Origin of the sequence: Enterobacter cloacae complex sp. P40C2 (assembly GCF_014930695.1) — a bacterium.
Classification (GTDB): Bacteria; Pseudomonadota; Gammaproteobacteria; order Enterobacterales; family Enterobacteriaceae; genus Enterobacter; species Enterobacter pasteurii.
Map to the genome: position 1 here is coordinate 1 of NZ_JADBRP010000005.1, position 25820 is coordinate 25820.

Below are 25820 nucleotides of genomic sequence, written 5' to 3' on the forward strand. Positions count from 1 at the left end.
TTCCCCCTCACCCCAGCCCTCTCCCTCAAGGGAGAGGGGGTCCTCCGTGCAGGCATTATTTTGTGGGGAACCCTCAGCCCGTGGTGAGAGGGTTAGGGTGATGGGAAATCAGCCGTTGAAATCACCCTGCTGGCGCGCCACCAGCGTCAGGATGGAGTAGAGCGCCACGGCCTGCTGATGCTGGTTGAAAATCTCAACCGCCCATTCCACCACGCCGGTGGGCTTTTCATCGGCAGCGCGCTGCTTCTTCAGCGTTTTACGTTTGCAGGTCAGGCGTACCTGAATGGTGTCACCCGGCTTGACCGGCTCGATAAAGCGCAGGTTTTCCATCCCGTAGTTGGCAATAACCGGGCCGACGCCGGCGTCAACAAACAGCCCCGCTGCGGCAGAAATCAGGAAATAACCGTGCACCACGCGCTCGCCAAAAATCGACTCCGCCGCGCCAATTTTGTCCATATGGGCGTAGAAGTGGTCGCCGCTCAGGCAGGCAAAATTGACGATATCGGCTTCCGTCAGGGTACGGCGCGGCGTAAGCAGGCTGTCACCCGGCTGCAGCTCCTCGAAGTATTTACGGAAGGGATGGATCCGATCTTCCTGTACCTCTGCGCCACGCACCCACTGCTTGCCAATGGCGGCCAGCATGGACGGACTGCCCTGAATGGCCGTGCGCTGGAGGTAGTGCTTCACCGCGCGCAGGCCGCCCAGCTCCTCGCCGCCGCCCGCACGTCCCGGACCGCCGTGCACCAGCTGCGGCAGCGGGGAACCGTGTCCGGTTGACTCTTTGGATGATTCCTCGTTAAGGATCTGAATACGCCCGTGGGCGCGTGCTGCTCCGGCAATAAACTGCCGCGCCACGTTTGAATCTGCCGTGACCAGCGTTCCCGCCAGGCTGCCGCCGCCCGCCCGCGCCAGCCGCATGGCGTGTTCGGTATCGCGGTACGGCATCAGGGTTGCGACCGGGCCAAAGGCTTCGGTGGAATGCACGGCCGGGGTTTCGTCAGGCTGCGGGCAGAACAGCAGGGTGGGTGGGAAGAAGGCGCCAGCCGCCTGCAAATCGGCTTTGCCGCCCAGGCGGACCTGACAGCCTGCGGCAATCAGGCTATCGACTTTTTCCTGCACGTCGGCGCGCTGCTCGCCGTTTACCAGCGCGCCCATCTTCACCCCTTCCTGCGACGGATCGCCGACAACCACCTTCTCCAGCCGCGCAATCAGCGCCTGGCAGACGGCCTCAACCTGCGCTTCCGGCACGATGATGCGGCGGATGGCGGTGCATTTTTGCCCGGCCTTGGCGGTCATCTCGCGCACTACCTCACGAATGAACAGCGCAAACTCCGGCTGCTCCGGGGTCACGTCCTCACCGAGCACGCAGCAGTTCAGGGAATCGGCTTCCATGGTGAACGGAATGGCGTTCGCGACGATATTCGGGTGCACGCGAAGGCTCTGGCCGGTGCTGGCCGAGCCGGTAAACGTCACCACGTCCTGGCTGTCGAGCTGGCTCAGCAGATCCCCCGCGCCGCCGCAGATCAGGCTGATGGCGCCGTCCGGCACCAGCCCGCTTTCGACAATCGATTTCACCATCGCCTGAGTAACCTGCGCGGTGGCGGTGGCCGGCTTGATGATGGCGGGCATCCCGGCAAGCCAGGTAGGCGCGAGCTTTTCCAGCATCCCCCAGCACGGGAAGTTAAAGGCGTTGATATGCACCGCCACGCCGGATTTTGAGGTTAAGACGTGGCGGGCCGCAAAACCGCCTTCCTTCGACAGCGGGATGAGCTCATCTTCCGGCCACAGGGTATCGTCCGGCAGCTCACGGCTGCCGAGGCTCGCGTAGGTGAAGAGGGTGCCGATGCCGCCCTCAATATCCACCCAGCTGTCGGCCTTCGTCGCGCCGGTCTGGGCTGACAGCGCATAAAACCGATCCTTCTGGCCCAGCAGGTGTTTAGCCACCGCCTTCAGCATGGCGGCACGCTCGATAAAGCTCATTGCGCGAAGCGCTTCACCCCCGCGTTCAATGGCGTAACGGCGGGCGGCCGCCATGTCCAGCCCTTCGCTGGTCACTTCGTATAGCGTCTCGCCGCTGATGGCGTGGGTAATGGTGCGCGCGCGGCCCCGGCCTGACTGCCAGGTGCCGGACAAGAAGCTGGCTAACTGCTGCATTTCTTCTCTCCAGGTGTTTCGTGATTTACCTATAAATAGTTTGATCGTGAATCATAAAAATCAAGCTGAGTTTTAATGAATTGTTAACGATGTGATCTGCGTAACCCGGGATCCTGATGCTAAACCCCCGCGTAGCAAGCCTTAAGCGAAAAGCCTTGCGAGCGTCGTCACAAAACAGGCAAACGCTTCTTGGGGTTGTATTTAACCTTTGTGTAACTTTTAAGAAACCAAATGATTCACCATTTTGCTACATTTGGTGATCTAACGAATCATAAAGGTGGTTATGTGACGCAAGAACAACGCTTTGAGCAACGCATCGCGCAGGAGACGGCCATCGAGCCGCAGGACTGGATGCCGGAAGCCTACCGCAAGACGCTAATCCGCCAGATTGGTCAGCACGCCCACTCCGAAATTGTCGGCATGCTGCCGGAAGGCAACTGGATTGCCCGCGCGCCGACGCTGCGCCGTAAAGCCATTCTGCTGGCGAAGGTGCAGGACGAAGCCGGACACGGCCTGTACCTCTACAGCGCGGCGGAAACGCTGGGCTGCGCCCGGGAAGACATCTACCAGAAGATGCTCGACGGCAGGATGAAGTACTCCTCCATCTTCAACTATCCGACCCTGAGCTGGGCGGATATCGGCGTCATCGGCTGGCTGGTGGACGGGGCTGCCATCGTCAATCAGGTGGCGCTGTGCCGCACGTCCTACGGCCCGTACGCCAGGGCGATGGTGAAAATCTGTAAAGAAGAGAGCTTTCACCAGCGTCAGGGCTTTGAAGCCTGCATGGCGCTGGCGCAGGGCAGTGAAGAACAGCGTCAGATGCTGCAGGACGCCATCAACCGCTTCTGGTGGCCGGCGCTGATGATGTTTGGGCCAAACGACGACAACTCTCCCAACAGCGCCCGCAGCCTGGCCTGGAAGATCAAGCGCTTTGGCAACGACGAGCTGCGTCAGCGTTTCGTGGATAACACCGTGCCTCAGGTGGAGATGCTGGGGATGACCGTGCCGGATCCCGACCTGCGCTTCGATGAGGAGAGCGGCCACTACCGCTTCGGCGAGATCGACTGGCAGGAATTTGACGAGGTCATTAGCGGGCGCGGGATCTGTAACCACGAACGTCTGGCCGCAAAACGTAAAGCCTGGGACGACGGCGCGTGGGTGCGCGAAGCCGCGCTGGCGCACGCCGAAAAACAGCGCGCTCGCCGGGCCGCATAAGAGGAAACCAACATGAGCAATGTTTACTGGCCGTTATACGAAGTTTTCGTCCGTTCTAAGCAGGGGCTGTCGCACCGTCATGTAGGCAGCCTCCACGCTGCCGACGACCGCATGGCGCTGGAAAACGCGCGCGACGCCTATACCCGCCGCAGCGAAGGCTGCTCCATCTGGGTGGTGAAGGCGAGTGAAATTGTCGCCTCCCAGCCGGAAGAGAGCGGCGAGTTCTTCGACCCGGCGGAAAGCAAGGTCTACCGCCATCCGACGTTTTACACGATCCCCGATGGCATTGAGCACATGTGAGGTTAGGGATGAACAACGTATCCGCATATGCCCTGCGCCTGGGCGACAATGGTCTGGTGCTTTCTCAGCGTCTGGGCGCCTGGTGCGGCCACGCGCCGGAGCTGGAAATTGACCTGGCGCTCGCCAACATTGGCCTCGATCTGCTCGGCCAGGCGCGCAACTTCCTGACGTACGCCGCCGGGCTGGAAGGCCAGGGCGATGAAGACGCGCTGGCGTTTGGGCGCGATGAGCGTCAGTTCCGCAACGTGCTGCTGGTGGAACAGCCAAACGGCAGCTTTGCCGACACCATCGCCCGCCAGTACCTGATGGACGCCTGGAACGTGGCGCTGTACGAGCGGCTGATCCGCAGCAGCGACGGCCAGCTTGCCGCCATCGCGGCTAAAGCCATTAAGGAGGCGCGCTATCACCTGCGCTTCAGCCGCGGCTGGCTGGTGCGCCTGGGCGACGGCACGGAAACCTCCGCGCAAAAAATGCAGCAGGCGGTGAACGGCCTGTGGCGCTTTACGGCCGAGCTGTTCGACGCCGACGACGTCGAGCTGGCGCTGATTGATTCCGGCGTGGCGGTTGACCCTCGCACCCTGCGTGAACCGTGGGAGAGCGAGGTGTTTGCCGGTCTGGCGGAAGCTCAGCTCAGCGTGCCAGAGGAAGTGGCGTATCGCACGGGAGGCAAGAAGGGCCTTCATACCGAACATCTGGGGCCGATGCTGGCAGAGATGCAGTATCTCCAGCGCGCCTACCCCGGGCAGCAGTGGTAAAGGAGCACGCTATGCAACGCCTCGTGGACGTCACCCCGGCGCAAATCCCGCAGATCTGGGCGCTGTTAAGCCAGATCCCCGACCCGGAAGTGCCGGTTCTTACCATCACCGATTTAGGCATGGTGCGCAGCGTCAAGGCGCAGGGTGAGGGCTGGGTCATCGGCTTTACGCCAACCTATTCGGGCTGCCCGGCAACGGAGCACCTGCTGGGGGCGATCCGCGAGGCAATGACCGCAAGCGGCTTTACCCCGGTGCATATCGTGCTCCAGCTTGAACCGGCCTGGACCACCGACTGGATGACCGCCGACGCGCGCGAGCGCCTGCGGGCATACGGCATCAGCCCGCCCGTGGGCCACAGCTGTCACGCACACGCGCCGGCTGAGGTGAGCTGCCCGCGCTGCGCGAGCACCGATACCTCGCTTATCAGTGAATTTGGATCCACGGCCTGCAAGGCGCTCTACCGCTGCAATACCTGCCGTGAGCCGTTCGACTATTTCAAATGTATTTGAGGCCGCCATGACAACGTTTCATTCATTAACAGTGGCAAAAGTAGAACCCGAAACCCGCGACGCGGTAACCATTACCTTCGCGGTGCCGCAGGCGCTGCAGGAGGCGTACCGCTTCCGCCCCGGCCAGCATCTGACCCTGAAAGCCCGGCTCGGGGATGAAGAACTGCGCCGCTGCTACTCCATCTGCCGCAGCACCGCGCCGGGAGAAATTAGCGTGGCGGTGAAGGCCATCGAGGGCGGGCGCTTTTCCCGCTATGCCCGGGATGCGATCAAACAGGGCATGGCGCTGGAGGTGATGGTTCCCCAGGGGCATTTCGGCTACCAGCCGCAGGCCGAACGGGAAGGCCACTATCTGGCGATTGCCGCCGGATCCGGGATCACCCCGATGCTGGCCATTCTCTCCGCGACCCTTGCTACGGAACCACACAGCCATTTCACCCTGATTTACGGCAACCGCAGCAGCCAGAGCATGATGTTCCGCCGGGCGCTGGCGGACCTGAAGGATAAGTACCCGCAGCGTTTGCAGCTGGTGTCCATCTTCAGCCAAGAGACCCTCGACAGCGATCTGCTGCATGGTCGCATTGACGGCGAAAAGCTCCAGGCGCTGGCAAAAACCCTGATTAACTTCCGCCAGTACGACGAAGCCTTCATCTGCGGCCCGTCGGCGATGATGGACGACGCCGAGGCGGCGCTGAAAGCGCTGGGCATGCCGGAAAAAGCGATTCACCTGGAGCGCTTTAACACGCCGGGCACCGTCGCGAAGCGAACGCACGGCGTGCAGGCCGAGGGGCAGAAGGTGACCGTCCGCCAGGACGGGCGCGACCGGGAAATCACCCTGACGGCGGACGACGAGAGCATCCTGGACGCGGCCCTGCGTCAGGGGGCGGATCTGCCGTACGCCTGCAAGGGCGGCGTGTGCGCCACCTGCAAATGCAAAGTGCTGCGCGGGAAAGTCGATATGGCTACCAACTACAGCCTGGAGCCGGACGAGCTGGCGGCAGGCTACGTCCTGAGCTGTCAGGCGCTGCCGCTGACCGCCGACGTTATTGTCGATTTTGACGCGAAGGGGATGGCATGAACGAACTGATTGTCACCCGCCATGGCCGCGTGATGCAGCTAACGCTCAACCGTCCGGCGGCGCGCAACGCGCTCAACAATGCGCTGCTGACGCTGCTAGCCGGGCAGCTCGAGGCCGCCGCCGCGGACGCGGAAATTTCTGCCTGCGTGATTTACGGCAGCGAACGCTGCTTTGCGGCCGGGGCAGACCTCAACGAAATGGCTGAAAAAGACCTGCCCGCCACCCTGAACGATATCCGTCCCCAGCTGTGGGCGCGGATTAACGCCTTCAACAAGCCGCTGATCGCCGCCGTCAACGGCTTCGCGCTGGGCGCCGGCTGCGAGCTGGCGCTGCTGTGCGACGTGGTGATTGCCGGCGATAACGCCCGCTTTGGCCTGCCGGAGATTTCCCTGGGCATCATGCCGGGCGCGGGCGGCACCCAGCGGCTGATCCGCTGCGTGGGTAAATCGCTGGCCAGCAAAATGGTGCTGACGGGCGAAAGCATCACAGCGGTTCAGGCGCATAGTGCCGGGCTGGTCAGCGACGTCTTCCCGGCCTCGCTGACGCTGGAGTACGCCCTGAAGCAGGCGGCGCTGATGGCGCGACACTCGCCGCTGGCGCTGCAGGCGGCGAAGCAGGCGCTGCGCCAGTCGCAGGAGGTGCCGCTCCAGGCCGGGCTCGCGCAGGAGCGTCAGCTGTTCACGCTGCTCGCGGCCACCGACGATCGCCGTGAAGGTATCGCTGCCTTCTTACAAAAACGCACCCCAGACTTTAAAGGACGCTAACTGTGGAATTTATTCTGAGCCATGTAGAGCAGGGCGTAATGACCATTACGCTGAACCGCCCCGAGCGCCTGAACAGCTTTAACGACGCAATGCACCAGCAGCTATCCGAGTGCCTGAAGCAGGCTGAGCGCGATGACGCCATCCGCTGCCTGCTGATTACCGGCGCCGGGCGCGGCTTTTGCGCCGGGCAGGATCTTAACGACCGTAACGTTGATCCGAACGGCCCCGCGCCCGATCTGGGCATGTCCGTTGAAACCTTTTACAACCCGCTGGTGCGCCGCCTGGCAAAGCTGCCGAAGCCGGTGATATGTGCGGTGAACGGCGTGGCGGCAGGGGCCGGTGCGACGCTGGCGCTCGGCTGCGACATGGCGATCGCCGCCCGCTCGGCCACCTTCGTGATGGCCTTCAGCAGGCTCGGGCTGGTGCCGGACTGCGGCGGCACCTGGTTCCTGCCGCGCGTTGCCGGACGCGCCCGCGCCATGGGGCTGGCTCTGCTGGGGGATAAGCTCAGCGCCGAGCAGGCGCAGGACTGGGGAATGATCTGGCAGGTGGTGGACGACGAGCAGCTCTCCGCTACCGCGCAGCAGATGGCGCTGCATTTCGCCTCGCAGCCCACGTTCGGGCTGGGGCTGATCAAGCAGGCGATTAACGCCGCGGAAACCAACACGCTGGACGCTCAGCTCGATCTTGAGCGGGATTACCAACGGCTTGCCGGACGCAGCGACGACTACCGGGAGGGCGTCAGCGCTTTCCTGGCGAAACGCGCTCCGCGCTTTACGGGGAAATAAGATGGCGACGAACATTCACACGGTCGCCGTGATCGGCAGCGGCACCATGGGTGCCGGGATTGCCGAGGTGGCGGCCAGCCACGGTCATCCGGTGCTGGTGTACGACATTGACGCTTCGGCCATCTCCCGCGCCATTGACGGCATTCGCCAGCGCCTGTCCTCTCGCGTTTCGCGCGGAAAACTCTCTGCCGAAGCCGGGGAGCAAATCCTGGCCCGCCTGACCCCGGTGACGAACATCAATGCCCTGGCGCAGGCCGATCTGGTGATCGAGGCGGCCTCTGAGCGTCTGGAGGTGAAAAAAGCGCTGTTTAGCCAGCTGGCAGAGGTCTGTCCGCCGCAGGCGCTGCTCGCCAGCAACACCTCATCCATATCCGTTACCGCCATTGCGGCGGAGGTTAGCCATCCCGAGCGCGTCGCCGGGCTGCACTTCTTTAACCCCGCGCCGGTAATGAAGCTGGTGGAGGTGGTCAGCGGGCTGGCAACCTCGGCGGAAGTGGCAGATACCCTCTGCGAGCTGGCGCTGAACTGGGGAAAACAGCCGGTACGCTGCCAGTCCACGCCGGGTTTTATCGTCAACCGCGTGGCGCGTCCTTTCTATTCCGAAGCGTGGCGCGCGCTGGAAGAGCAGGTGGCGGCGCCGGAGGTGATTGACGCCGCCCTGCGGGAGGGCGGTGGCTTCCCGATGGGGCCGCTCGAGCTGACGGACATGATTGGCCAGGACGTCAACTTTGCGGTGACCTGCTCCGTGTTTAACGCCTTCTGGCAGGAGCGCCGGTTTCTGCCGTCGCTGGTGCAGCAGGAGCTGGTGCTTGCCGGGCGTCTGGGCAAAAAAAGCGGGCAGGGTGTCTACCGCTGGCAGGAAGAAAAGCCTGCCGTCAGCTGGCTCGCGCCGGTTAGCGACAGCTTCAGCCCGATGCGCGCCCAGCGAAGAAGTGACGGTGTCACGGAAATCGACGAGCTGCTGCTGATTGAAACGCAGGGTGAAACCGCCCAGTCCCTGGCGCTGCGCCACGGTCGGCCGGTCGTGGTGGTGGACCGCATCGAGCGCGACGTTGCCGTGATTGCCGCAGCGTCTGGCAACCCGCACTCCGCCACGCAGAAGGCGATTCACTGGTTGCAGCACCAGGGGAAGCGGGTGGTGCAGATTGCCGATTACCCCGGCCTGCTGGTCTGGCGCACGGTGGCGATGATTGCCAACGAAGCGCTGGACGCGCTGCAAAAAGGGGTTGCCAGCGAAAAAGACATCGATACCGCCATGCGCTTAGGGGTGAACTACCCCTGCGGCCCGATTGCCTGGGGCGAGCGTCTTGGCTGGCAGCGTCTGTTAGCGCTGCTGGAGAACCTGCAACGTCACTACGGCGAAGAACGCTATCGCCCCTGTTCACTGCTGCGCCAGCGCGCGCTTCTGGAGAGTAGCCATGAGTCATAACGCCTGGCACAACGCCCGTGCCATGTATGAACGGGACGCCTGCGCCCGGGCGCTTGGCATCGACATTATCGAAATGGACGAAGGCTATGCGGTGGTCACGATGACCATCACGCCGCAGATGCTCAACGGCCATCAGACCTGCCACGGCGGCCAGCTGTTCTCGCTGGCCGATACCGCCTTTGCCTACGCCTGCAACAGCCAGGGGCTGGCGGCGGTGGCCTCTGGCTGCTCCATCGACTTTCTGCGTCCGGGCTTCGCCGGGGATAAGCTCACCGCCACCGCGCGGGTAAAGCATCAGGGCAGGCTGACCGGCGTTTACGACATTGAAATTCAAAACCAACAACAGAAAACCGTCGCTCTCTTTCGCGGAAAATCCCACCGCACCGGCGGCAGTGTGACAGGAGAAGCCTGATGCGTGACGCATTTATTTGTGATGGTGTTCGTACCCCGATCGGTCGATACGGCGGCAGCCTGTCGGGCGTGCGCGCTGATGATTTAGGCGCCGTGCCGCTGCGCGCGCTGCTGGCGCGCTACCCGCAGCTTGACCTCGAGCGGATAGATGACCTGATCTTCGGCTGCGCGAATCAGGCCGGGGAAGATAACCGCAACGTGGCGCGCATGTCGGCGCTGCTCGCCGGGCTCCCGCACGCGGTTTCCGCCACCACCATTAACCGTCTGTGCGGTTCAGGCCTGGACGCGCTTGGCTTTGCGGCGCGCGCCGTCAAGGCCGGAGAGGGCGATTTGCTGATCGCCGGCGGCGTGGAGTCCATGTCCCGCGCGCCTTTCGTGATGGGCAAGGCCACGGCGGCGTTCCAGCGTCAGGCGGAAATCTTCGACACCACCATCGGCTGGCGATTTGTGAATCCGCTCATGCATCAGCAATACGGAACTGACAGCATGCCGGAAACGGCAGAGAATGTAGCTGAATTGTTAAATATCAGCCGTGCCGATCAGGACGCGTTTGCCCTGCGCAGCCAGCAGCGCACCGCGCGGGCTCAGCAGAACGGCGTTCTGGCGCAGGAGATTGTGCCGGTTCAGGTGCCGGGAAAAAAAGGGGCGGTGACGGAGGTGGCGGAGGATGAGCATCCGCGCGCGGAGACCACGCTTGAACAGCTGGCCGCGCTGAAAACCCCGTTTCGTAAGAACGGCGTGATTACGGCGGGGAACGCGTCCGGCGTGAACGACGGCGCGGCGGCGCTGATTGTCGCCAGCGAGCAGATGGCGCTGGCCCAGGGATTAACCCCGCGCACCCGCGTTGTGGCAATGGCAACCGCGGGGGTAGAGCCGCGTCTGATGGGGCTGGGCCCGGTTCCCGCCACCCGCAGGGTGCTGGAGCGCGCCGGGCTCAGTATCGCCGATATGGACGTCATTGAGCTTAACGAAGCCTTTGCCGCACAGGCGCTGGGCGTGCTGCGCCAGCTGGGCCTGCCGGATGACGCTGAGCACGTCAACCCGAACGGCGGGGCGATCGCGCTGGGCCACCCGCTGGGCATGAGCGGTGCCAGACTGGCGCTGGCCGCAGGCAATGAATTGCACCGACGCGGCGGGCGCTACGCGCTGTGTACGATGTGCATCGGTGTGGGTCAGGGCATTGCCATGATCCTTGAGCGTGTTTGAGCGAACAATAATGTGAGTACCCTGCGATGATAAATACAACAAAGCTTGACCCGATCGAAACCGCGTCCGTTGATGAATTACAGGCCCTGCAGACCGCGCGCCTGAAGTGGACGCTGAACCACGCCTACAGCAACGTTCCGATGTACAAACGCAAGTTTGACGCGGCGGGCGTTCACCCTGACGATTTTAACGAGCTGGCGGACCTGCAAAAATTCCCGTGCACCACCAAGCAGGATCTGCGCGACAACTACCCGTTCGATACCTTTGCGGTGCCGATGGAGCAGGTGGTGCGCATCCACGCCTCGTCCGGCACCACCGGGAAGCCGACCGTGGTGGGCTATACCCAAAATGACATCGACAACTGGGCCAATATCGTCGCCCGCTCCCTGCGCGCCGCCGGGGGCAGCGCGAAGGATAAAATTCACGTGGCCTACGGTTACGGGCTGTTTACCGGCGGGCTGGGCGCGCACTACGGTGCCGAGCGTCTGGGGGCGACGGTGATCCCGATGTCCGGCGGCCAGACGGAGAAGCAGGCGCAGCTGATCCGCGATTTCCAGCCGGACATGATCATGGTTACGCCGTCCTACTGCCTGAATCTGATCGAAGAGCTGGAGCGCCAGATGGGCGGTGACGCCAGCGCCTGCTCCCTGCGCGTCGGCGTGTTTGGCGCCGAGCCGTGGACGCAGGCGATGCGCCGTGAAATTGAAAAACGGCTGGGCATTACCGCGCTGGACATCTATGGTCTCTCCGAAGTGATGGGCCCGGGGGTAGCGATGGAGTGCCTCGAAACCGCTGACGGCCCGACCATCTGGGAAGATCACTTCTACCCGGAGATCGTCAACCCGAATGACGGCGCGCCGCTGGCCGACGGCGAACAGGGCGAACTGCTGTTCACTACGCTCACCAAAGAGGCGCTGCCGGTGATCCGCTACCGCACCCGCGATCTGACGCGCCTGCTGCCGGGCACCGCGCGCACCATGCGCAGGATGGACCGCATCAGCGGGCGTAGCGACGACATGCTCATCATTCGCGGCGTTAACGTCTTCCCGTCACAGCTGGAAGAAGAGATCGTCAAGTTTGAACACCTTTCGCCGCACTATCAGCTGGAGGTGAACCGTCGCGGGCATCTTGATTCACTTTCGGTGAAGGTTGAGCTAAAGCAGAGCAGCTTAACGTTAACGCACGAGCAGCGCTGTCAGGTCTGCCACCAGCTGCGCCACCGTATTAAGTCTATGGTGGGGATCTCAACCGATGTGATGATTGTGAACTGCGGCAGCATTCCCCGCTCGGAGGGTAAAGCCTGCAGGGTGTTTGATTTGCGTAAAGTGGCCGCCAACGGTTGAATTTCCCTCACCCCAGCCCTCTCCCACAGGGAGAGGGTGTACTACGTTCCCTCTCCCTGTGGGAGTGGGTTAGGGTGAGGGTCGATCCCAGATTCCTATGCTATGATTCATCCAGGAAAAAAATCACAACAGAATGAATCATATGAATAAACTTGACGCCTTTATCCAGCACGCGGTCAGCTCCGTTCCCATCAGCGGGACCTCGCTTATCGCTTCCCTCTACGGTGATGCGCTTTCCCATCGCGGGGGCGAGATCTGGCTCGGCAGCCTGGCGGCCCTGCTGGAGGGGATGGGATTCGGCGAACGCTTTGTGCGCACCGCGCTGTTCCGCCTCAATAAAGAGGGCTGGCTGGACGTGTCGCGCATTGGACGACGCAGCTTTTACCGCCTCAGCGACAAGGGGTTACGCCTGACGCGGCGCGCGGAGAACAAAATTTATCGCGCGGAGCTGCCGGCGTGGGACGGTAAATGGCTGCTGCTGCTCTCTGAGGGGCTGGATAAAACCACCCTCGCGGACGTGAAAAAACAGCTTATCTGGCAGGGATTCGGCACGCTGGCGCCGAGCCTGATGGCCTCGCCGTCGCAGAACCTGGCGGACGTGCAGTCCCTGCTGCACGACGCGGGCGTGGCGGAAAACGTCATCTTCTTTGAGGCCCATTCGCCGCTGGCCCTGTCGCGCGCGGCATTGCGATCGCGCGTGGAGGAGTGCTGGCAGCTTACCGAACAAAACGCGATGTACGAGACGTTTATCGACTCGTTTCGTCCGCTGCTGCCGCTGCTGAAGGAAGCATCGCCGGAGGATCTGACCCCGGAGCGCTGCTTCCAGATCCAGCTGCTGCTGATTCATTTTTATCGTCGCGTGGTGCTAAAGGATCCGCTGTTGCCCGAGGAGCTACTGCCCGCGCACTGGGCGGGGCAAAGCGCGCGGCAGCTGTGCATCAATATTTACCAGCGCGTGGCGGCGGGCGCTCTGGCGTTCGTCAGCGAGAAGGGGGAAACCTCGGTGGGCCAACTGCCCGCACCCGGCACGCTTTATCACCAGCGCTTTGGTGGTCTGAATATCAAGTAAGGAGATGCTATGCCCGTTTATCAAATTGATGGCCTGACGCCGGTGGTGCCTGAAGAGAGCTACGTTCATCCGACGGCGGTGCTGATCGGCGACGTGATCCTCGGTAAAGGCGTTTACGTTGGCCCCAACGCCAGCCTGCGCGGTGATTTTGGCCGTATCGTGGTGAAGGATGGCGCCAACATTCAGGATAACTGCGTGATGCACGGGTTCCCGGAGCAGGACACCGTGGTGGAAGAGGACGGGCATATCGGCCATAGCGCCATTCTTCACGGCTGTATCATCCGCCGCAACGCGCTGGTGGGGATGAATGCGGTGGTCATGGACGGGGCGACAATTGGGGAAAACAGCATCGTCGGCGCAGCGGCGTTTGTGAAGGCTAAAGCGGAGATGCCCGCTAATCATCTGATTATCGGCAGCCCGGCAAAGGCCATCCGTGAGCTGAGCGCCCAGGAGATGGAGTGGAAAAAGCAGGGCACGCGGGAGTATCAGGTGCTGGTGGAACGCTGCAAGCGAACCCTGCATCAGGTTGAGCCGCTGCGCGAAGAGGAGCCCGGACGCCGGCGGCTGGTTTTCGATGAGAATTTACGGCCAAAGTCGTCAGGCCGGGATAATTAACCCTTTCTCGCGTACGTGATAATACACCGGCATGAGGAAGAGCTAACGCGCGATAAATAATCCCGCAGCGGGATAGTGTATATTTGAACGAATCTGACCTGCATTCACACAGGTATTTTGTTACCCTGACGCAGATCATGCCTCTCATTCAGAGCGGTCAATGCGTTTATGGAAGACACTATATGAGTGAAAACGACACTATCCAAAAGCAGTCCAAAAGCCAGATTAACAAAGCGGTATTTTACACATCTGCTTTGTTAATTTTCCTTCTTGTCGCCTTTGCCGCGATTTTCCCCGACGTTGCCGATAAAAACTTTAAGTTACTGCAACAGCAAATATTCACCAACGCCAGCTGGTTTTACATTCTTGCCGTCGCGCTGATTTTGATGAGCGTGACGTTCCTCGGCCTTTCCCGCTACGGCGATATTAAACTCGGGCCCGACCACTCCCAGCCTGACTTCAGCTACCACTCCTGGTTCGCGATGCTGTTCTCGGCGGGGATGGGGATCGGCCTCATGTTCTTCGGCGTGGCGGAACCGGTGATGCACTATCTTTCTCCGCCGGTGGGGACGCCTGAAACGGTTGCTGCGGCCAAAGAGGCCATGCGGCTGACATTCTTCCACTGGGGGCTGCACGCCTGGGCTATCTACGCCATCGTTGCGTTGATTCTGGCGTTCTTCAGCTACCGCCACGGCCTGCCCTTGACGCTTCGTTCGGCGCTGTATCCGATTATCGGCGACCGTATTTACGGCCCGATAGGCCATGCGGTGGATATCTTCGCGGTGATCGGCACCGTATTCGGCGTGGCGACCTCGTTAGGCTATGGCGTATTGCAGGTCAATGCCGGGCTGAACCACCTGTTTGGCGTGCCCATCAACGATACCGTGCAGGTGATCCTGATCGTCCTGATTACCGGGCTGGCGACCGTTTCCGTGGTATCCGGCCTGGATAAAGGCATTCGTATTTTATCTGAGCTAAACCTGGGGCTGGCGGTGCTGCTGCTGGTGCTGGTGCTGTGCCTCGGGCCAACCGTGCTGCTGCTGAAATCGTTTGTGGAAAATACCGGCGGCTACCTGTCCGAGCTGGTGAGCAAAACGTTTAACCTGTACGCCTATGAACCGAAGTCCAGCAACTGGCTGGGGGGCTGGACGCTGCTGTACTGGGGCTGGTGGCTGTCGTGGTCGCCGTTTGTCGGGATGTTCATCGCCCGCGTGTCCCGCGGCAGAACCATCCGCGAGTTTGTCACCGGCGTGCTGTTCGTCCCGGCAGGCTTTACCCTGATGTGGATGACGGTTTTCGGCAACAGCGCCATTTACCTCATCATGAATAAGGGGGCGTCCGATCTGGCAAATACCGTCCAGCAGGACGTGGCGCTGGCGCTGTTTAATTTCCTTGAGCATTTCCCGTTCTCGTCGGTGCTGTCATTTATCGCCATGGCGATGGTCATCGTCTTCTTTGTGACCTCCGCTGACTCCGGGGCGATGGTGGTGGATACCCTCGCGTCCGGCGGCGAGGCCAATACCCCCGTCTGGCAGCGCATCTTCTGGGCCGCGCTGATGGGCGTTGTGGCAATCGCGCTGCTGCTCGCGGGTGGACTGAGCGCGCTGCAAACCGTGACCATCGCCAGCGCGCTACCGTTCTCGATGATCCTGCTGGTGTCGATCTATGGCCTGCTGAAGGCGCTCCGACGCGATTTGACCAAGCGCGAGAGCCTGAGCATGGCCACTATCGCGCCGACGGCGGCCCGCAACCCCATTCCGTGGCAGCGACGTCTGCGCAACATCGCCTACCTGCCTAAGCGCTCTCTGGTGAAGCGCTTTATGGAAGAGGTGATCAGGCCGGCCATGGTGCTGGTTCAGGAGGAGCTGAATAAGCAGGGAACGCAAAGCCACATCAGCGACGCGTCTGACGAGCGTATTCGTCTTGAGGTGGATTTAGGCAACGAGCTGAACTTTATTTATGAAGTCAGGCTGCGCGGCTATAACTCCCCAACCTTCGCGCTGGCGGCGATGGACAACGATGAAAACCAGGCGGAGCAACACCGGTACTACCGGGCAGAAATCTACCTCAAGGAAGGCGGGCAAAATTACGATGTCATGGGCTGGAACCAGGAGCAGTTAATTAACGATATTCTGGACCAGTACGAAAAACATCTGCACTTCCTGCACCTGGTGCGTTAATCGGCCAGCATGAGCATGCCCTGAGGCATTTGCTTCAGGGTACGCTAATAGTCTTCCGGCAGCGGCCTGTCGATCGACACCAGCTTTCCGCGCTTCATGGTGATATAGCCCCCGGCTTTAAGATCCGCCAGCACGCGAAACACGTGGGTTCTCGACAGGTTAGTGCGCTTGATGATAAACAGCGCCAGGCCCTCATTCTCGCCCGTGTGGGTATTCTGCCGGTAGAGATAGCGATACAGCATCGGCTTGATGGTCTGGTAGCTGGTGACCTGCCTGCGTTCGTTATGCAGATCGATAGTAAAAATCGACATGAAGGTCAGAATGGTGGCCAGCTCCTGAACGCGCTCTGGCCCGCCGTGCAAAAATAGCCGATCGAAATCGGCACAGGGAATTTTTACCAGCTTAACCTTCGCGCTGCTGCGATATTCAAACTTCGCTAACGGGCAATACCGTTCCATAAGCCCTATCGGCATATATTCAATAGTATTGCCAATATTCAAACCATCTTCCGGCATTAATATCGTCAGTGAACCTTCGGTACAGAAATAAATATAGCCAGGTTCGACGGTTAGCTTTTTATTTGCGCCAACGGTTAACGCTTCTCCCGTGGAAAGGATTTGGGGAAAAAAGCCCCCAATATTGAGCTGCTGATAATAGGTATGTATATCCTGAAAATTCACGCCAGGCCTCGTTTCGCAACGTCTGTCTTCGTAGCGAGTATAGCAGCAGTAGCGTCCGGATGACGAGATAACCTTATACCAGTCCCATATGGGACTATCATGGGAAAGTATTCTGATTAGAATGGTCTGCAATGAGTTCGCATTAAAATTATCCGCCAGCAGTAAATATCGCAGGCGGTGCTAATAATCTATGAGGCCATTTAATGAAATTAACGATAATCGCGAAGCAGCTGGCGCTGGCCGGTGTATTCACATCGCTTTCGCTTTCTGCCTGGGCTGAAGCGCAGCCGCAGAATGCCACGCCCGTTACCCGCGAGGCGAATAACGCCCTGTATAACACGCTGCCGTTTGCCGATAAGACTGATTTTGAAAACGCGCATAAAGGATTTATCGCCCCGTTACCGCAGAACATGATCAAAGGGGAGAAAGGAAACGTTATCTGGGATCCCGCGAAATATGATTTCGTGAAGGAGGGTGACAAAGCTCCGGACACGGTAAACCCGAGCCTGTGGCGCCAGTCGCAGCTGATTAACATCGGCGGCCTGTTTAAGGTGACCGACGGCGTGTATCAGATCCGCAACCTCGATCTCTCCAACATGACCATCATCGAAGGCGAGAAGGGGATCACCGTTATCGACCCGCTGCTAAGCGCCGAGCCGGCGAAGGAAGCGCTCGATCTCTACTACGCTAACCGTGGCAAAAAGCCGGTGGTGGCGGTGGTGATCACCCACAGCCACGTTGACCATTATGGCGGCCTGCGCGGCGTGGTTGACGAAGCTGACGTGAAGTCCGGTAAGGTGAAGATTTACGCGCCGGATGGCTTTATGAAAGAAGCCGTTTCCGAGAACATCATGGCCGGGAACGCGATGAGCCGCCGCGCGAGCTACATGTACGGCAACCTGCTTAAGCCGGACGCGAAGGGTCAGGTTGGGGCGGGGCTTGGGACGACCACCTCAGCAGGTACGGTAACCCTGATCCCACCAACCAACTACATTACCCATACAGGGCAGCAGGAAACGATCGACGGCCTGACCTATGACTTTATGATGGCCCCGGGCTCTGAGGCGCCGTCGGAGATGCTGTGGTACGTCAAAGAGAAGAAAATGATCGAAGCGGCAGAGGATGTGACCCACACCCTGCACAATACCTACTCCCTGCGCGGGGCGAAAATCCGCGATCCGCTGGCCTGGTCTAAGTACATTAACGCCGCCATTGAGCGCTGGGGCGCGGACGCGGAAGTGATTATAGCCCAGCACCACTGGCCGACCTGGGGCAACGAGAATATCGTCAGGCTGATGAAAGGCCAGCGCGATATGTACCGCTACATCAACGACCAGACCCTGCGTATGGCCAATAAGGGCCTGACCCGCGATGAGATTGCCGCCGAATTTAAGCTGCCGGAATCGCTGGAGAAACAGTGGGCCAGCCGGGGCTATTACGGCTCCGTCAGCCACGACGTTAAGGCCACCTACGTGTTTTATCTCGGCTGGTTCGACGGCAACCCGGCTACCCTCGACGAGCTGCCGCCTGAACAGGCTGCGAAGAAGTTCGTGCAGTACATGGGCGGCGCTGATGCCATCATGCAGAAGGCCAAAGCTGATTATCAGCAGGGCAATTACCGCTGGGTGGCGCAGGTGGTCAGCAAAGTGGTATTTGCCGACCCAAACAACCAGGCCGCGCGCAACCTCGAAGCCGACGCGCTGGAGCAGCTGGGCTACCAGGCCGAAGCGGGCACCTGGCGTAACTTCTATCTGACCGGCGCGCAGGAGCTGCGTAACGGCGTTAAAAAGCTGCCAACGCCAAACACCGCCAGCCCGGATACGGTGCGCGCGATGACGCCGGAGATGTTCTTCGACTATCTGGGCGTGCACATCAACGGCGTGCGGGCCGGTAACGCGAAAGCGGTCTTTAATGTCGATCTCGGCAAAGATGGCGGCAAATACAAGCTGGAGCTGGAAAACGGCGTGCTGAACCATACCGCCAATGCCCAGGCGAAGGATGCCGATGCCACCATCACGCTCGATCGCGCCACGCTGAACAAGATCATCCTGAAAGAAGCGTCGCTGAAGCAGGCGATGGACAGCGGTGAGGTGAAGGTGAGCGGGAACGGCGCGAAGCTAGAAGAGATGCTGAGCTACATGGACAAGTTTGACTTCTGGTTCAATATTGTAACGCCGTAACCCGGCATTTCTCCCGTCCTGACGATGGCGCCTTATCTGCAATAAGGCGCCATTTTTTTACTCACGCATCGCCAGCGCGCTGGCGCTCGCCGGATCGAATAACGAAATACTCTCAATCTGGTCCAGCATGATCACCTTCCGAAAATCCATTGCGCTTTTTGGGTCTGAATCCAGCGTAACGTCATGCTCGGCGTACCACCTGCTGTAGTTGTGCTCAATGCACAGCTGCATATTTTTCCCGTCACGATAGCCGCTCAGCATGGGAATAAGCACGATGTTGGCCGTTTTTTCATATTCCAGGGTTGCGGTGTGGATCATGCCAATATAAATCCGCCGCGATTTCAGCGTGACGTGCGCCAGTTCACCTTCTTCCATGCACTGGTAGAGCAACTGTTCGATCCCGCTCGACTGCGCGAGCCGCTTGTAGAGCTTTTTCCGGCCTTCGCCGTCCAGCCGCGCGCTGCCTGCCCAGTTCGAGCGGTAGAGGCAAAACAGGATCGCAAAGGTAAGCATCACCACCACCGGCGCCTGTATACCTAAAAAGCTCCAGTTCATGAAGTCAATTTGCCAGTCGGCGTATTTAGCGGACGTAAAATGGAACGTGTTGTCGGCGGCGGAGAGGGCGAACAGCAGCAGCCAGAGAAGGCCGGTGGCGATCACCCCCTGCAGGACGAAAATGCAGCCATACAGCGCAACCAGAAAATAGACATCCCAGCCGAATGAACGCTTAATTTTGAACCGTGTAGAGAGATCGCGGCTGGTGTACCAATAGCCGCACACCATCAGAACCATAAATATTGCCGTTCCCATTTCAGGCCCTCTTTAGCGCGTTGACATGGCGCAGAAAGTCCTGCCGTACCTCGTTGCTCTTGTAGTTAACCGAGGCGTTTCCATCCTGATCGATAATGATGCGGTCGCCATCCTCGACGGCTTCGATAATTTCCTGGTGACTCATGACCTGCAATAAAGATTCCGGGCTGGAAAAGAGCGCCATCAGTAAATTTTTCATCGCGTGACATCCTTATGAATTAAAAGGATAAGTCTGGAAGATAAAAGCAACATTTGCCTTAAGGTTATCCCTAAAAAAATAACGGCGCGGCGGCGCCAGTCCACTTTTGAGTCAAAAGTGCAATGCGGAGTGTCTCTTTAAGTTTCTGAAATAAAACAGATATAAAAAATATATCTGCACAAACTTGGACAAATAACGTTAATTGTGTAAGTTTAATTTATGCGATATCGCTACGTTGTTTACAGCCAGGATGTGACCCATGAGCACGTTACCGTCCGTCATCAGTCGGTTTGTTGATTACTACGCCGCGCTGGACACCCAGCCACCTTCCGCGCTGGCGGAAATTTATCGTTCCGATGCCACCCTTATCGATCCCTTTGGCGAACACAGCGGGCTGTTCGCGCTTGAGCGTTACTTCACTCATCTGCTGGCTAACGTCCAGCAGTGCCGCTTCACCGTCGATGCGCCGCTGCAGCAGGGGGATCGCTTTGTTGTGACCTGGGTTATGCACTGGTCGCATCCGCGTATCGCCCGGGGAGCCGTGCTGCAGCTGCCGGGATGCTCCGTGGTGGACATGCTGGACGAACGCATTATTCGCCAGCGTGATTATTACGATGCCGGAGAGATGATCTATGAGCATCTTCCGGTGCTTGGCTGGGCCGTGCGCGGCGTTAAGCGGAGGGTGAGATCGTGAAAACGGTGCTGATTACCGGCGCAAGCTCGGGCATTGGCGCGGGGCTGGCCGCCTCCTTCGCCAGCGACGGCTACCGGGTGATTGCCTGCGGGCGCGATGCCCAACGTCTGGCCTCCCTGCATCAGCACAGCCCCAACGTCACGGTGCGCCAGTTCGATATGACGGACAGGGACGCCTGTCGCCAGGCGCTGGCGGACTGTGCCGCCGACGTGGTGATTCTGTGCGCCGGCACCTGCGAATATCTCGATCGTGGCGTGGTGGACGCGGAGCTGGTGGAGCGGGTGATGACCACCAATTTCATGGGGCCGGTGAACTGCCTCGCGGCGCTGCAGCCGCAGCTGGTGGCCGGAAACCGCGTGGTGCTGGTCAGTTCGATGGCGCACTGGCTGCACTTCCCGCGAGCCGAAGCCTATGGCGCTTCCAAGGCGGCGCTAACCTGGTTTGCCGACACGCTGCGTCTCGACTGGGAGCCAAAAGGGATTGCCGTCACGGTCGTTTCACCCGGTTTCGTTGACACGCCGCTGACCCGTAAAAACGATTTTCCGATGCCGGGTCGGGTAAGCGTGGAGGAGGCCGTCGCCGCCATCCGCCGCGGGCTGGCGAAGGGAAAAGAGAGTATCGCGTTTCCCGCCGGGTTTAGCCTGGCGCTGCGGCTGCTCGCCGGGCTGCCTGACGTTGTTCAGCGCGCGCTGCTGCGCAGGATGGTGAGATCATGAAGATTGCGATTATCGGCAGCGGCATCGCCGGCCTCACCTGCGCCTGGCGCCTCGCCGGGCATCATCAGGTCACGCTGTTTGAAGCGCAGGCCACCCCGGGCGGCCATACCGCGACGGTGGACGTCGACACCCCGCAGGGCAGGTACGCCATCGACACCGGATTTATTGTCTACAACGACCGCACCTATCCGCGCTTTATGGGGCTGCTCAGCGAGCTGGGCATCAGCGGGCAAAAAACGCAGATGAGCTTTTCGGTGCACAATCCGCAGAGCGGGCTGGAGTATAACGGCCACGCCCTGACGTCGCTGTTCGCCCAGCGCCGTAACCTGGTGAACCCCGGCTTCTGGATGCTGCTGAGGGAGATTGTGCGCTTCAACCGGCTGGCGAAACGGGCGCTCCAGGCCGACGTGGATGCGTCCGCCACCCTGGAAACGTTTCTGAGCCAGCACCGCTTTACGCCGTTTTTCGCGCGCCACTACATTCTGCCGATGGGGGCGGCTATCTGGTCCTCGTCATTACAGGAGATGAAGCGCTTCCCGCTGCCGCTCTTTTTACGCTTTTTCGAAAACCACGGTCTGCTGGACATCACCCATCGTCCGCAGTGGTACGTGGTGCCGGGCGGCTCCAGAGAGTATATCCGCGCGATGATGGACAGGCTCGGCAACCGCCTGACGCTGCGCCTCAACGCGCCGGTCCAGCGGGTTATTCGCCACGATCGGGGCGTCGAGGTTGAGCTGGAGGGGGAAACATGCGCCTTTGACCAGGTGATTTTTGCCTGCCACTCCGCCCAGGCGCTGGCGATGCTTGCCAGCCCAACCCAGGCTGAACGCGAGGTGCTGGGGGATATCGGCTGGCAGCGCAACGAGGTGGTGCTTCACAGCGATCCGCGCTGGCTGCCGGTGCGCGAGCGCGCGTGGGCCAGCTGGAACTATCGCCTGAGCGAACAGGATCGGGCCAGCGCCTGCGTCACCTACAACATGAATATTTTGCAGGGGCTGCCCGCCGGTAGCCCGCTGTTTTGCGTCACCCTTAACCCGGAAACGCCGGTGGAAGAGCGCTTTGTGCTGCGCCGCTTCGTCTACGAACATCCGCTGTTTAACCCGAAAAGCTGGCATGCCCAGGCCCGGCGCGGCGAGATAAACGGCCGCCAGCGGAGCTGGTTCTGCGGCGCCTACTGGTACAACGGCTTCCACGAAGACGGCGTGCGCAGCGCGCTGGACGTGGTGAACGCCATCGCGGCCGGGGAGGGCGGGTGAGATGAACAGCTGCCTTTACCACGGCGCCCTGCGCCACCGCCGCCTTACGCCGAAAGCGCACCATTTTACCTACAGCGTGTTTATGGCCTTGCTCGATCTCGATGAGCTGGAGTTGCTGCCCTCAGTCGGGGTGCGGCGAAACCGCTTTGCCCCGGCGGCGTTCTGTGATGCGGATTACCCGCTGGGCACGCCGCTGAAAGAGCGCGTCCTCGAGCGTCTGGAAAACCTGACCGGCGAGCGCCCGGCGGGGCGGGTCATGCTCCTGACGCAGCTGCGCTATTTCGGCCTGCATTTTAACCCGGTCAATTTCTACTACTGCTATGACGGCGAAGGCACCCTGCGCTGGGTGCTCGCCGAAGTGCGTAACACGCCGTGGAATGAACGGCATTACTACGCGGTGGAGGGGCAGGACGCCCGGCCGACGGCGAAAGCGTTTCACGTCTCGCCCTTTAACCCAATGGAGATGGTCTACCACTGGCGCTTTAACAGCCCGGACCACGCGCTGCGCATGCATATTGAAAATCATCAGGAGGCAAAGGTGTTTGACGCCACGCTGACGCTTCGCCGCGAGCCGCTCACGCGCCCGGCGCTGCGCGCGATGCTGGTACGCATCCCGCTGATGACCCTCAAAACCGTTTTCGCTATTTACTGGCAGGCGCTAAGGCTGTGGCTTAAGCGCGTGCCGCTGCATAACCATCCCCTCAGCAGGAGTGAACGATCATGACCGATCCCGTCTTTGCGCTTGAACCCGATATCCCGCGCAACGCTCGCGTCGCGCGCTGGTTGCTTTTTCGCCTGCTGAGCGGCCTGCGCGGGGGCTCGCTGACGCTCCGTGAAGGCGAGCAGACCTTCCGCTTCGGCGACAACTCCGCCGCGCTCCACGCTGATGTTCAGGTGCTCTCTCCGGGCCTGTACTGGCGCATCTTAACGGGCGGCAGCCTCGCCGCGGCGGAAGCGTGGATGGACGGCGACTGGGAGACGGCTCACCTCACGCCCCTGCTGGAGCTGATTGCGCTCAACGGCCAGATCCTCGGGCAGCTTGAAAAAGGGTTCCGCCTGTTCGGAAAGCCGGTAGAGCGGCTGCGCCACTGGACGCGGCGCAACTCCCGCGCTCAGGCGCGCGACAATATTGCCGCCCATTACGATCTCGGCAATAGCTTTTACGCCCATTTCCTCGATGAACAGCTCCTGTACTCCAGCGCGCTATTTACCGCTGAGGATCAGGATCTGACCGCGGCCCAGCAGGCGAAAATGGCGAGGCTGTGCGAGCAGCTGGCGCTCGGCCCGAACGATCGTCTGCTGGAGATTGGTACCGGCTGGGGGGCGATGGCGGAATACGCCGCCCGCCATTACGGCTGCCGGGTCACCACCACCACGCTGTCTCAGGAGCAGTACCGCTGGGCCACGGCGCGGATCGCCCGGGCCGGCCTGCAGGATCGCGTTGAGGTGCTGCTCTGCGACTACCGCGATCTGACCGGCGTCTACGACAAGCTGGTGTCGATTGAGATGATTGAAGCCGTCGGGCAACGCTACCTGCCGACGTTTTTCCGCACCTGCCAGGCGCGCCTGCGTCCGGGCGGGCGTATGGCGATTCAGGCCATCACCATTCAGGATCAGCGCTATCGCGACTACAGCAAAAGCGTCGATTTTATCCAGCGCTACATCTTCCCCGGCGGCTTTTTGCCCAGCATTACCGCCATGAATGACCTGATGACCCGCCATACCGATTTTGTGGTGCGTAATCTCTTCGACATGGGGCCGGACTACGCCCGCACGCTGGCCCACTGGCGTCAGCGCTTCGTTCACGCCTGGCACGAGATAGAGAAGCTCGGATTTGATGACCGTTTCCGCCGGATGTGGCTGTACTACTTTGGCTACTGTGAGGCCGGGTTTAATGCCCGCACCATCAGCGTGGTACAGCTGACCGCGGAACGCGTATGAAACGCTACGGGCAGGTCTTTCTGCTGGCCATCGGGTTTGATCTCTACTGGACCCTGGTGGTGCTGTTTCGCGAGCAGGGGCAGGTTATCTGGATCGCGCTGGCGGCGATTGCCTGGCTGATGCTACCCCCTTCGCACCGGATTTATGCCCTCGGGCTGGCGGCGGCGGGGGCGCTGCTGGACGCCGTCTGGGCGCTGACCGGGCTGATTGCCTTTACCGGCGCGTCGATAATGCCGCTATGGATGGTGGCGCTGTGGCTGATGTTTGCCTGCGTCTGGACGCAGCTGACCCGCACGACCACGCTGCCGGGCTGGCTGCTGACGGCGCTGGCGACCGTGGGCGGGCCGGTGGCCTACCTGATCGGCGAGCGGCTGGGGGCCATTACGTTCCTGGAGCCAACCTTTATCGTCGTCAGCTGGACGATCCCGGGCTGGCTGGTGCTGATGCTGTTTTTCCACCTGCTGATGGGGAGGCAACAATGAGACATCTGTTACTCGCGCTCGCGCTAACCGTTATGGCCTGTAACGCGCAGGCAGCTGACTGGCTGAGCTGGCGCAAGGTGGGCGACGCCACGCTCACCTGGGGGCCGTTTACCGTGTATACCTCCCGGCTGCTGACGCCCGACGGGCGCTACGCGGGTATAGACAGCGATAACGCGCTGATTATCACCTATGCCCGGGATATCGATCGCGACGAACTGGTCGACGCGACCCGCGACCAGTGGCTGGCGCAGGGCATCCTGCAGCGGGAGCCGCAGGGTGAAGCCTGGCTGCGCATGCTGTCCACGTTCTGGCCGGACGTTACTGCCGGCGCGCAGCTCGCGTTTGTGGTGAGCGGCGGCCAGGGACAGTTCTGGTATCGCAGCCCGACGTCGCAGACGGGTTTTACGCCGCTGGGGCCGCGACAGTCGGCAGCGTTCAGCTCGCGTTTTCTGGCGATCTGGCTCGATCCCCGCACCGAATATCCTGAACTGCGTCAGCGGTTAATCGGAGGTCCAAAATGAAACGTATTCTGTTAATGGCGCTTGCCCTGATGATGCTGGTGGCCGGGTGCAGCACGGAGGTGAAAGAGTATCGTCAGCAGCAGCCGACGCTGGATATTTTTACCTACTTCCAGGGGAAAACCGAGGCGTGGGGGATGGTTCAGGACCGCAGCGGGAAGCAGATCCGCCGTTTTCACGTCGAGATCGCCGGGGATGTTATCGGCGATACGCTGACGCTGAACGAGCATTTTGTCTACGACGACGGCGAGAAGCAGCAGCGCGTATGGCACATCCGCCGGGTCGGCAGCGATCGTTACGAGGGCTCGGCGGGGGATATTGAGGGCGTCGCTACCGGCCAGACGGCGGGCAACGCCCTGAACTGGCGCTACAGCATGAACGTGAAGGCGGACGGCAAAACCTGGCTGCTGCACTTTGACGACTGGATGTACCTGCAGGACAGCACGCATCTGTTTAATAAAACCGAGATGAAGAAATTTGGCGTCACCGTCGCCACGGTGACGCTGTTCTTTACCCGCAAGGAGTAAG

The 25820-nt window shown here is 60.8% G+C and carries 27 protein-coding genes; 23 read left to right on the plus strand and 4 right to left on the minus strand.

Going from position 1 to position 25820, the window contains the following annotated elements:
• Window positions 1-108 precede the first annotated feature (108 nt).
• Window positions 109-2154, minus strand: a complete 2046-nt coding sequence (paaZ, locus tag IM304_RS11020; protein ID WP_193356502.1) for a phenylacetic acid degradation bifunctional protein PaaZ — start codon at window positions 2152-2154, stop codon at window positions 109-111.
• 285 nt (window positions 2155-2439) lie between these two features.
• Between paaZ and paaA the strand changes: the two genes are divergently transcribed.
• The 14 genes from paaA (at window position 2440) to IM304_RS11090 (ending at window position 15816) form a co-directional block, all read left to right on the plus strand.
• Window positions 2440-3369 (plus strand): 1,2-phenylacetyl-CoA epoxidase subunit PaaA, encoded by a 930-nt coding sequence (gene paaA / locus IM304_RS11025; protein ID WP_176610415.1) that lies wholly within the window; start codon window positions 2440-2442, stop codon window positions 3367-3369.
• 12 nt (window positions 3370-3381) lie between these two features.
• Window positions 3382-3669 (plus strand): 1,2-phenylacetyl-CoA epoxidase subunit PaaB, encoded by a 288-nt coding sequence (gene paaB / locus IM304_RS11030; protein WP_003857353.1) that lies wholly within the window; start codon window positions 3382-3384, stop codon window positions 3667-3669.
• A gap of 8 nt (window positions 3670-3677) precedes the next feature.
• Window positions 3678-4424, plus strand: a complete 747-nt coding sequence (paaC, locus tag IM304_RS11035) for a 1,2-phenylacetyl-CoA epoxidase subunit PaaC (protein WP_193356501.1) — start codon at window positions 3678-3680, stop codon at window positions 4422-4424.
• 11 nt (window positions 4425-4435) lie between these two features.
• Window positions 4436-4933: a 1,2-phenylacetyl-CoA epoxidase subunit PaaD gene (gene paaD / locus IM304_RS11040; protein ID WP_193356500.1), complete on the plus strand. Its 498-nt coding sequence runs from the start codon at window positions 4436-4438 to the stop codon at window positions 4931-4933.
• A gap of 7 nt (window positions 4934-4940) precedes the next feature.
• Window positions 4941-6011 (plus strand): 1,2-phenylacetyl-CoA epoxidase subunit PaaE, encoded by a 1071-nt coding sequence (paaE, locus tag IM304_RS11045; protein WP_193356499.1) that lies wholly within the window; start codon window positions 4941-4943, stop codon window positions 6009-6011.
• Entirely contained in the window at window positions 6008-6775 is a 768-nt protein-coding gene (paaF, locus tag IM304_RS11050; RefSeq protein ID WP_176610411.1) for a 2,3-dehydroadipyl-CoA hydratase PaaF, read from the plus strand. The genes paaE and paaF overlap by 4 nt, the downstream gene beginning before the upstream one ends.
• A 2-nt stretch (window positions 6776-6777) precedes the next feature.
• Window positions 6778-7563: a 2-(1,2-epoxy-1,2-dihydrophenyl)acetyl-CoA isomerase PaaG gene (paaG, locus tag IM304_RS11055; RefSeq protein ID WP_193356498.1), complete on the plus strand. Its 786-nt coding sequence runs from the start codon at window positions 6778-6780 to the stop codon at window positions 7561-7563.
• 1 nt (window position 7564) lies between these two features.
• Window positions 7565-8992: a 3-hydroxyacyl-CoA dehydrogenase PaaH gene (gene paaH, locus IM304_RS11060; RefSeq protein ID WP_193356497.1), complete on the plus strand. Its 1428-nt coding sequence runs from the start codon at window positions 7565-7567 to the stop codon at window positions 8990-8992.
• Window positions 8982-9404, plus strand: coding sequence for a hydroxyphenylacetyl-CoA thioesterase PaaI (gene paaI / locus IM304_RS11065; protein ID WP_148419441.1), 423 nt, complete (start codon window positions 8982-8984; stop codon window positions 9402-9404). Before paaH ends, paaI begins: the two co-directional genes overlap by 11 nt.
• Window positions 9404-10609, plus strand: a complete 1206-nt coding sequence (gene pcaF, locus IM304_RS11070) for a 3-oxoadipyl-CoA thiolase (RefSeq protein WP_193356496.1) — start codon at window positions 9404-9406, stop codon at window positions 10607-10609. The genes paaI and pcaF overlap by 1 nt, the downstream gene beginning before the upstream one ends.
• 26 nt (window positions 10610-10635) lie before the next feature.
• Window positions 10636-11952: a phenylacetate--CoA ligase PaaK gene (gene paaK, locus IM304_RS11075; RefSeq protein ID WP_148419443.1), complete on the plus strand. Its 1317-nt coding sequence runs from the start codon at window positions 10636-10638 to the stop codon at window positions 11950-11952.
• A 133-nt stretch (window positions 11953-12085) separates the two neighbouring features.
• On the plus strand, window positions 12086-13021 hold the full coding sequence (gene paaX, locus IM304_RS11080; protein ID WP_193356495.1) for a phenylacetic acid degradation operon negative regulatory protein PaaX: 936 nt from the start codon (window positions 12086-12088) through the stop codon (window positions 13019-13021).
• Window positions 13022-13030: 9 nt separating this feature from the next.
• Window positions 13031-13636: a phenylacetic acid degradation protein PaaY gene (gene paaY, locus IM304_RS11085; RefSeq protein ID WP_193356494.1), complete on the plus strand. Its 606-nt coding sequence runs from the start codon at window positions 13031-13033 to the stop codon at window positions 13634-13636.
• Window positions 13637-13818: 182 nt separating this feature from the next.
• Window positions 13819-15816 (plus strand): choline BCCT transporter BetT, encoded by a 1998-nt coding sequence (locus IM304_RS11090; RefSeq protein WP_193356493.1) that lies wholly within the window; start codon window positions 13819-13821, stop codon window positions 15814-15816.
• Between the two features lie 44 nt (window positions 15817-15860).
• Here the strand turns inward: IM304_RS11090 and IM304_RS11095 are convergent, their stop codons facing one another.
• Complete coding sequence (locus IM304_RS11095) at window positions 15861-16496, minus strand: helix-turn-helix domain-containing protein (protein WP_148419447.1); 636 nt, start codon at window positions 16494-16496, stop codon at window positions 15861-15863.
• Between the two features lie 203 nt (window positions 16497-16699).
• Between IM304_RS11095 and IM304_RS11100 the strand changes: the two genes are divergently transcribed.
• Complete coding sequence (locus tag IM304_RS11100) at window positions 16700-18676, plus strand: alkyl/aryl-sulfatase (RefSeq protein WP_193356492.1); 1977 nt, start codon at window positions 16700-16702, stop codon at window positions 18674-18676.
• Between the two features lie 57 nt (window positions 18677-18733).
• Here IM304_RS11100 and IM304_RS11105 read toward each other — a convergent pair whose 3' ends face one another.
• Together IM304_RS11105 and IM304_RS11110 are read right to left on the minus strand one after the other, a co-directional pair.
• On the minus strand, window positions 18734-19486 hold the full coding sequence (locus IM304_RS11105) for a hypothetical protein (protein WP_148419449.1): 753 nt from the start codon (window positions 19484-19486) through the stop codon (window positions 18734-18736).
• A gap of 1 nt (window position 19487) precedes the next feature.
• Window positions 19488-19685 carry a hypothetical protein gene (locus IM304_RS11110; RefSeq protein ID WP_022648035.1) on the minus strand — a complete coding sequence of 66 codons (198 nt, stop codon included), beginning with the start codon at window positions 19683-19685 and terminating at the stop codon, window positions 19488-19490.
• A 259-nt stretch (window positions 19686-19944) separates the two neighbouring features.
• Here IM304_RS11110 and IM304_RS11115 point away from each other — a divergent pair, with 259 nt between their 5' ends.
• The 8 genes from IM304_RS11115 to IM304_RS11150 are packed head-to-tail and all read left to right on the plus strand — an operon-like array spanning window position 19945 to window position 25819.
• Complete coding sequence (locus IM304_RS11115) at window positions 19945-20379, plus strand: nuclear transport factor 2 family protein (protein ID WP_193356491.1); 435 nt, start codon at window positions 19945-19947, stop codon at window positions 20377-20379.
• Window positions 20376-21095 (plus strand): SDR family NAD(P)-dependent oxidoreductase, encoded by a 720-nt coding sequence (locus IM304_RS11120; protein WP_176610399.1) that lies wholly within the window; start codon window positions 20376-20378, stop codon window positions 21093-21095. Before IM304_RS11115 ends, IM304_RS11120 begins: the two co-directional genes overlap by 4 nt.
• Window positions 21092-22351 carry an NAD(P)/FAD-dependent oxidoreductase gene (locus IM304_RS11125; RefSeq protein WP_193356490.1) on the plus strand — a complete coding sequence of 420 codons (1260 nt, stop codon included), beginning with the start codon at window positions 21092-21094 and terminating at the stop codon, window positions 22349-22351. Before IM304_RS11120 ends, IM304_RS11125 begins: the two co-directional genes overlap by 4 nt.
• A 1-nt stretch (window position 22352) precedes the next feature.
• Window positions 22353-23075 (plus strand): DUF1365 domain-containing protein, encoded by a 723-nt coding sequence (locus tag IM304_RS11130; protein WP_193356489.1) that lies wholly within the window; start codon window positions 22353-22355, stop codon window positions 23073-23075.
• Window positions 23072-24292 carry a cyclopropane-fatty-acyl-phospholipid synthase family protein gene (locus IM304_RS11135; protein WP_193356488.1) on the plus strand — a complete coding sequence of 407 codons (1221 nt, stop codon included), beginning with the start codon at window positions 23072-23074 and terminating at the stop codon, window positions 24290-24292. The genes IM304_RS11130 and IM304_RS11135 overlap by 4 nt, the downstream gene beginning before the upstream one ends.
• Window positions 24289-24774: a DUF2878 domain-containing protein gene (locus IM304_RS11140; protein ID WP_148419455.1), complete on the plus strand. Its 486-nt coding sequence runs from the start codon at window positions 24289-24291 to the stop codon at window positions 24772-24774. Before IM304_RS11135 ends, IM304_RS11140 begins: the two co-directional genes overlap by 4 nt.
• The gene (locus tag IM304_RS11145) at window positions 24771-25295 is read left to right on the plus strand and encodes a hypothetical protein (RefSeq protein ID WP_193356487.1); all 525 of its coding nucleotides are present in this window, start codon (window positions 24771-24773) and stop codon (window positions 25293-25295) included. Before IM304_RS11140 ends, IM304_RS11145 begins: the two co-directional genes overlap by 4 nt.
• Window positions 25292-25819, plus strand: coding sequence for a DUF3833 domain-containing protein (locus IM304_RS11150; RefSeq protein WP_193356486.1), 528 nt, complete (start codon window positions 25292-25294; stop codon window positions 25817-25819). Before IM304_RS11145 ends, IM304_RS11150 begins: the two co-directional genes overlap by 4 nt.
• Window position 25820 lies beyond the last annotated feature (1 nt).

Bases quoted from the DNA above. Each gene is read 5' to 3' on its own strand.
- IM304_RS11150 (WP_193356486.1), top strand. From the start codon at position 25,292: ATGAAACGTATTCTGTTAATGGCGCTTGCCCTGATGATGCTGGTGGCC.
- pcaF (WP_193356496.1), top strand. From the start codon at position 9,404: ATGCGTGACGCATTTATTTGTGATGGTGTTCGTACCCCGATCGGTCGA.
- IM304_RS11100 (WP_193356492.1), top strand. From the start codon at position 16,700: ATGAAATTAACGATAATCGCGAAGCAGCTGGCGCTGGCCGGTGTATTC.
- paaH (WP_193356497.1), top strand. From the start codon at position 7,565: ATGGCGACGAACATTCACACGGTCGCCGTGATCGGCAGCGGCACCATG.
- IM304_RS11130 (WP_193356489.1), top strand. From the start codon at position 22,353: ATGAACAGCTGCCTTTACCACGGCGCCCTGCGCCACCGCCGCCTTACG.
- paaE (WP_193356499.1), top strand. From the start codon at position 4,941: ATGACAACGTTTCATTCATTAACAGTGGCAAAAGTAGAACCCGAAACC.
- IM304_RS11145 (WP_193356487.1), top strand. From the start codon at position 24,771: ATGAGACATCTGTTACTCGCGCTCGCGCTAACCGTTATGGCCTGTAAC.
- paaY (WP_193356494.1), top strand. From the start codon at position 13,031: ATGCCCGTTTATCAAATTGATGGCCTGACGCCGGTGGTGCCTGAAGAG.
- IM304_RS11105 (WP_148419449.1), bottom strand. From the start codon at position 19,486: ATGGGAACGGCAATATTTATGGTTCTGATGGTGTGCGGCTATTGGTAC.
- paaD (WP_193356500.1), top strand. From the start codon at position 4,436: ATGCAACGCCTCGTGGACGTCACCCCGGCGCAAATCCCGCAGATCTGG.
- paaC (WP_193356501.1), top strand. From the start codon at position 3,678: ATGAACAACGTATCCGCATATGCCCTGCGCCTGGGCGACAATGGTCTG.
- paaB (WP_003857353.1), top strand. From the start codon at position 3,382: ATGAGCAATGTTTACTGGCCGTTATACGAAGTTTTCGTCCGTTCTAAG.
- IM304_RS11090 (WP_193356493.1), top strand. From the start codon at position 13,819: ATGAGTGAAAACGACACTATCCAAAAGCAGTCCAAAAGCCAGATTAAC.
- paaF (WP_176610411.1), top strand. From the start codon at position 6,008: ATGAACGAACTGATTGTCACCCGCCATGGCCGCGTGATGCAGCTAACG.
- paaK (WP_148419443.1), top strand. From the start codon at position 10,636: ATGATAAATACAACAAAGCTTGACCCGATCGAAACCGCGTCCGTTGAT.
- paaZ (WP_193356502.1), bottom strand. From the start codon at position 2,154: ATGCAGCAGTTAGCCAGCTTCTTGTCCGGCACCTGGCAGTCAGGCCGG.
- IM304_RS11110 (WP_022648035.1), bottom strand. From the start codon at position 19,685: ATGAAAAATTTACTGATGGCGCTCTTTTCCAGCCCGGAATCTTTATTG.
- paaI (WP_148419441.1), top strand. From the start codon at position 8,982: ATGAGTCATAACGCCTGGCACAACGCCCGTGCCATGTATGAACGGGAC.
- IM304_RS11125 (WP_193356490.1), top strand. From the start codon at position 21,092: ATGAAGATTGCGATTATCGGCAGCGGCATCGCCGGCCTCACCTGCGCC.
- IM304_RS11115 (WP_193356491.1), top strand. From the start codon at position 19,945: ATGAGCACGTTACCGTCCGTCATCAGTCGGTTTGTTGATTACTACGCC.
- IM304_RS11135 (WP_193356488.1), top strand. From the start codon at position 23,072: ATGACCGATCCCGTCTTTGCGCTTGAACCCGATATCCCGCGCAACGCT.
- IM304_RS11140 (WP_148419455.1), top strand. From the start codon at position 24,289: ATGAAACGCTACGGGCAGGTCTTTCTGCTGGCCATCGGGTTTGATCTC.
- paaX (WP_193356495.1), top strand. From the start codon at position 12,086: ATGAATCATATGAATAAACTTGACGCCTTTATCCAGCACGCGGTCAGC.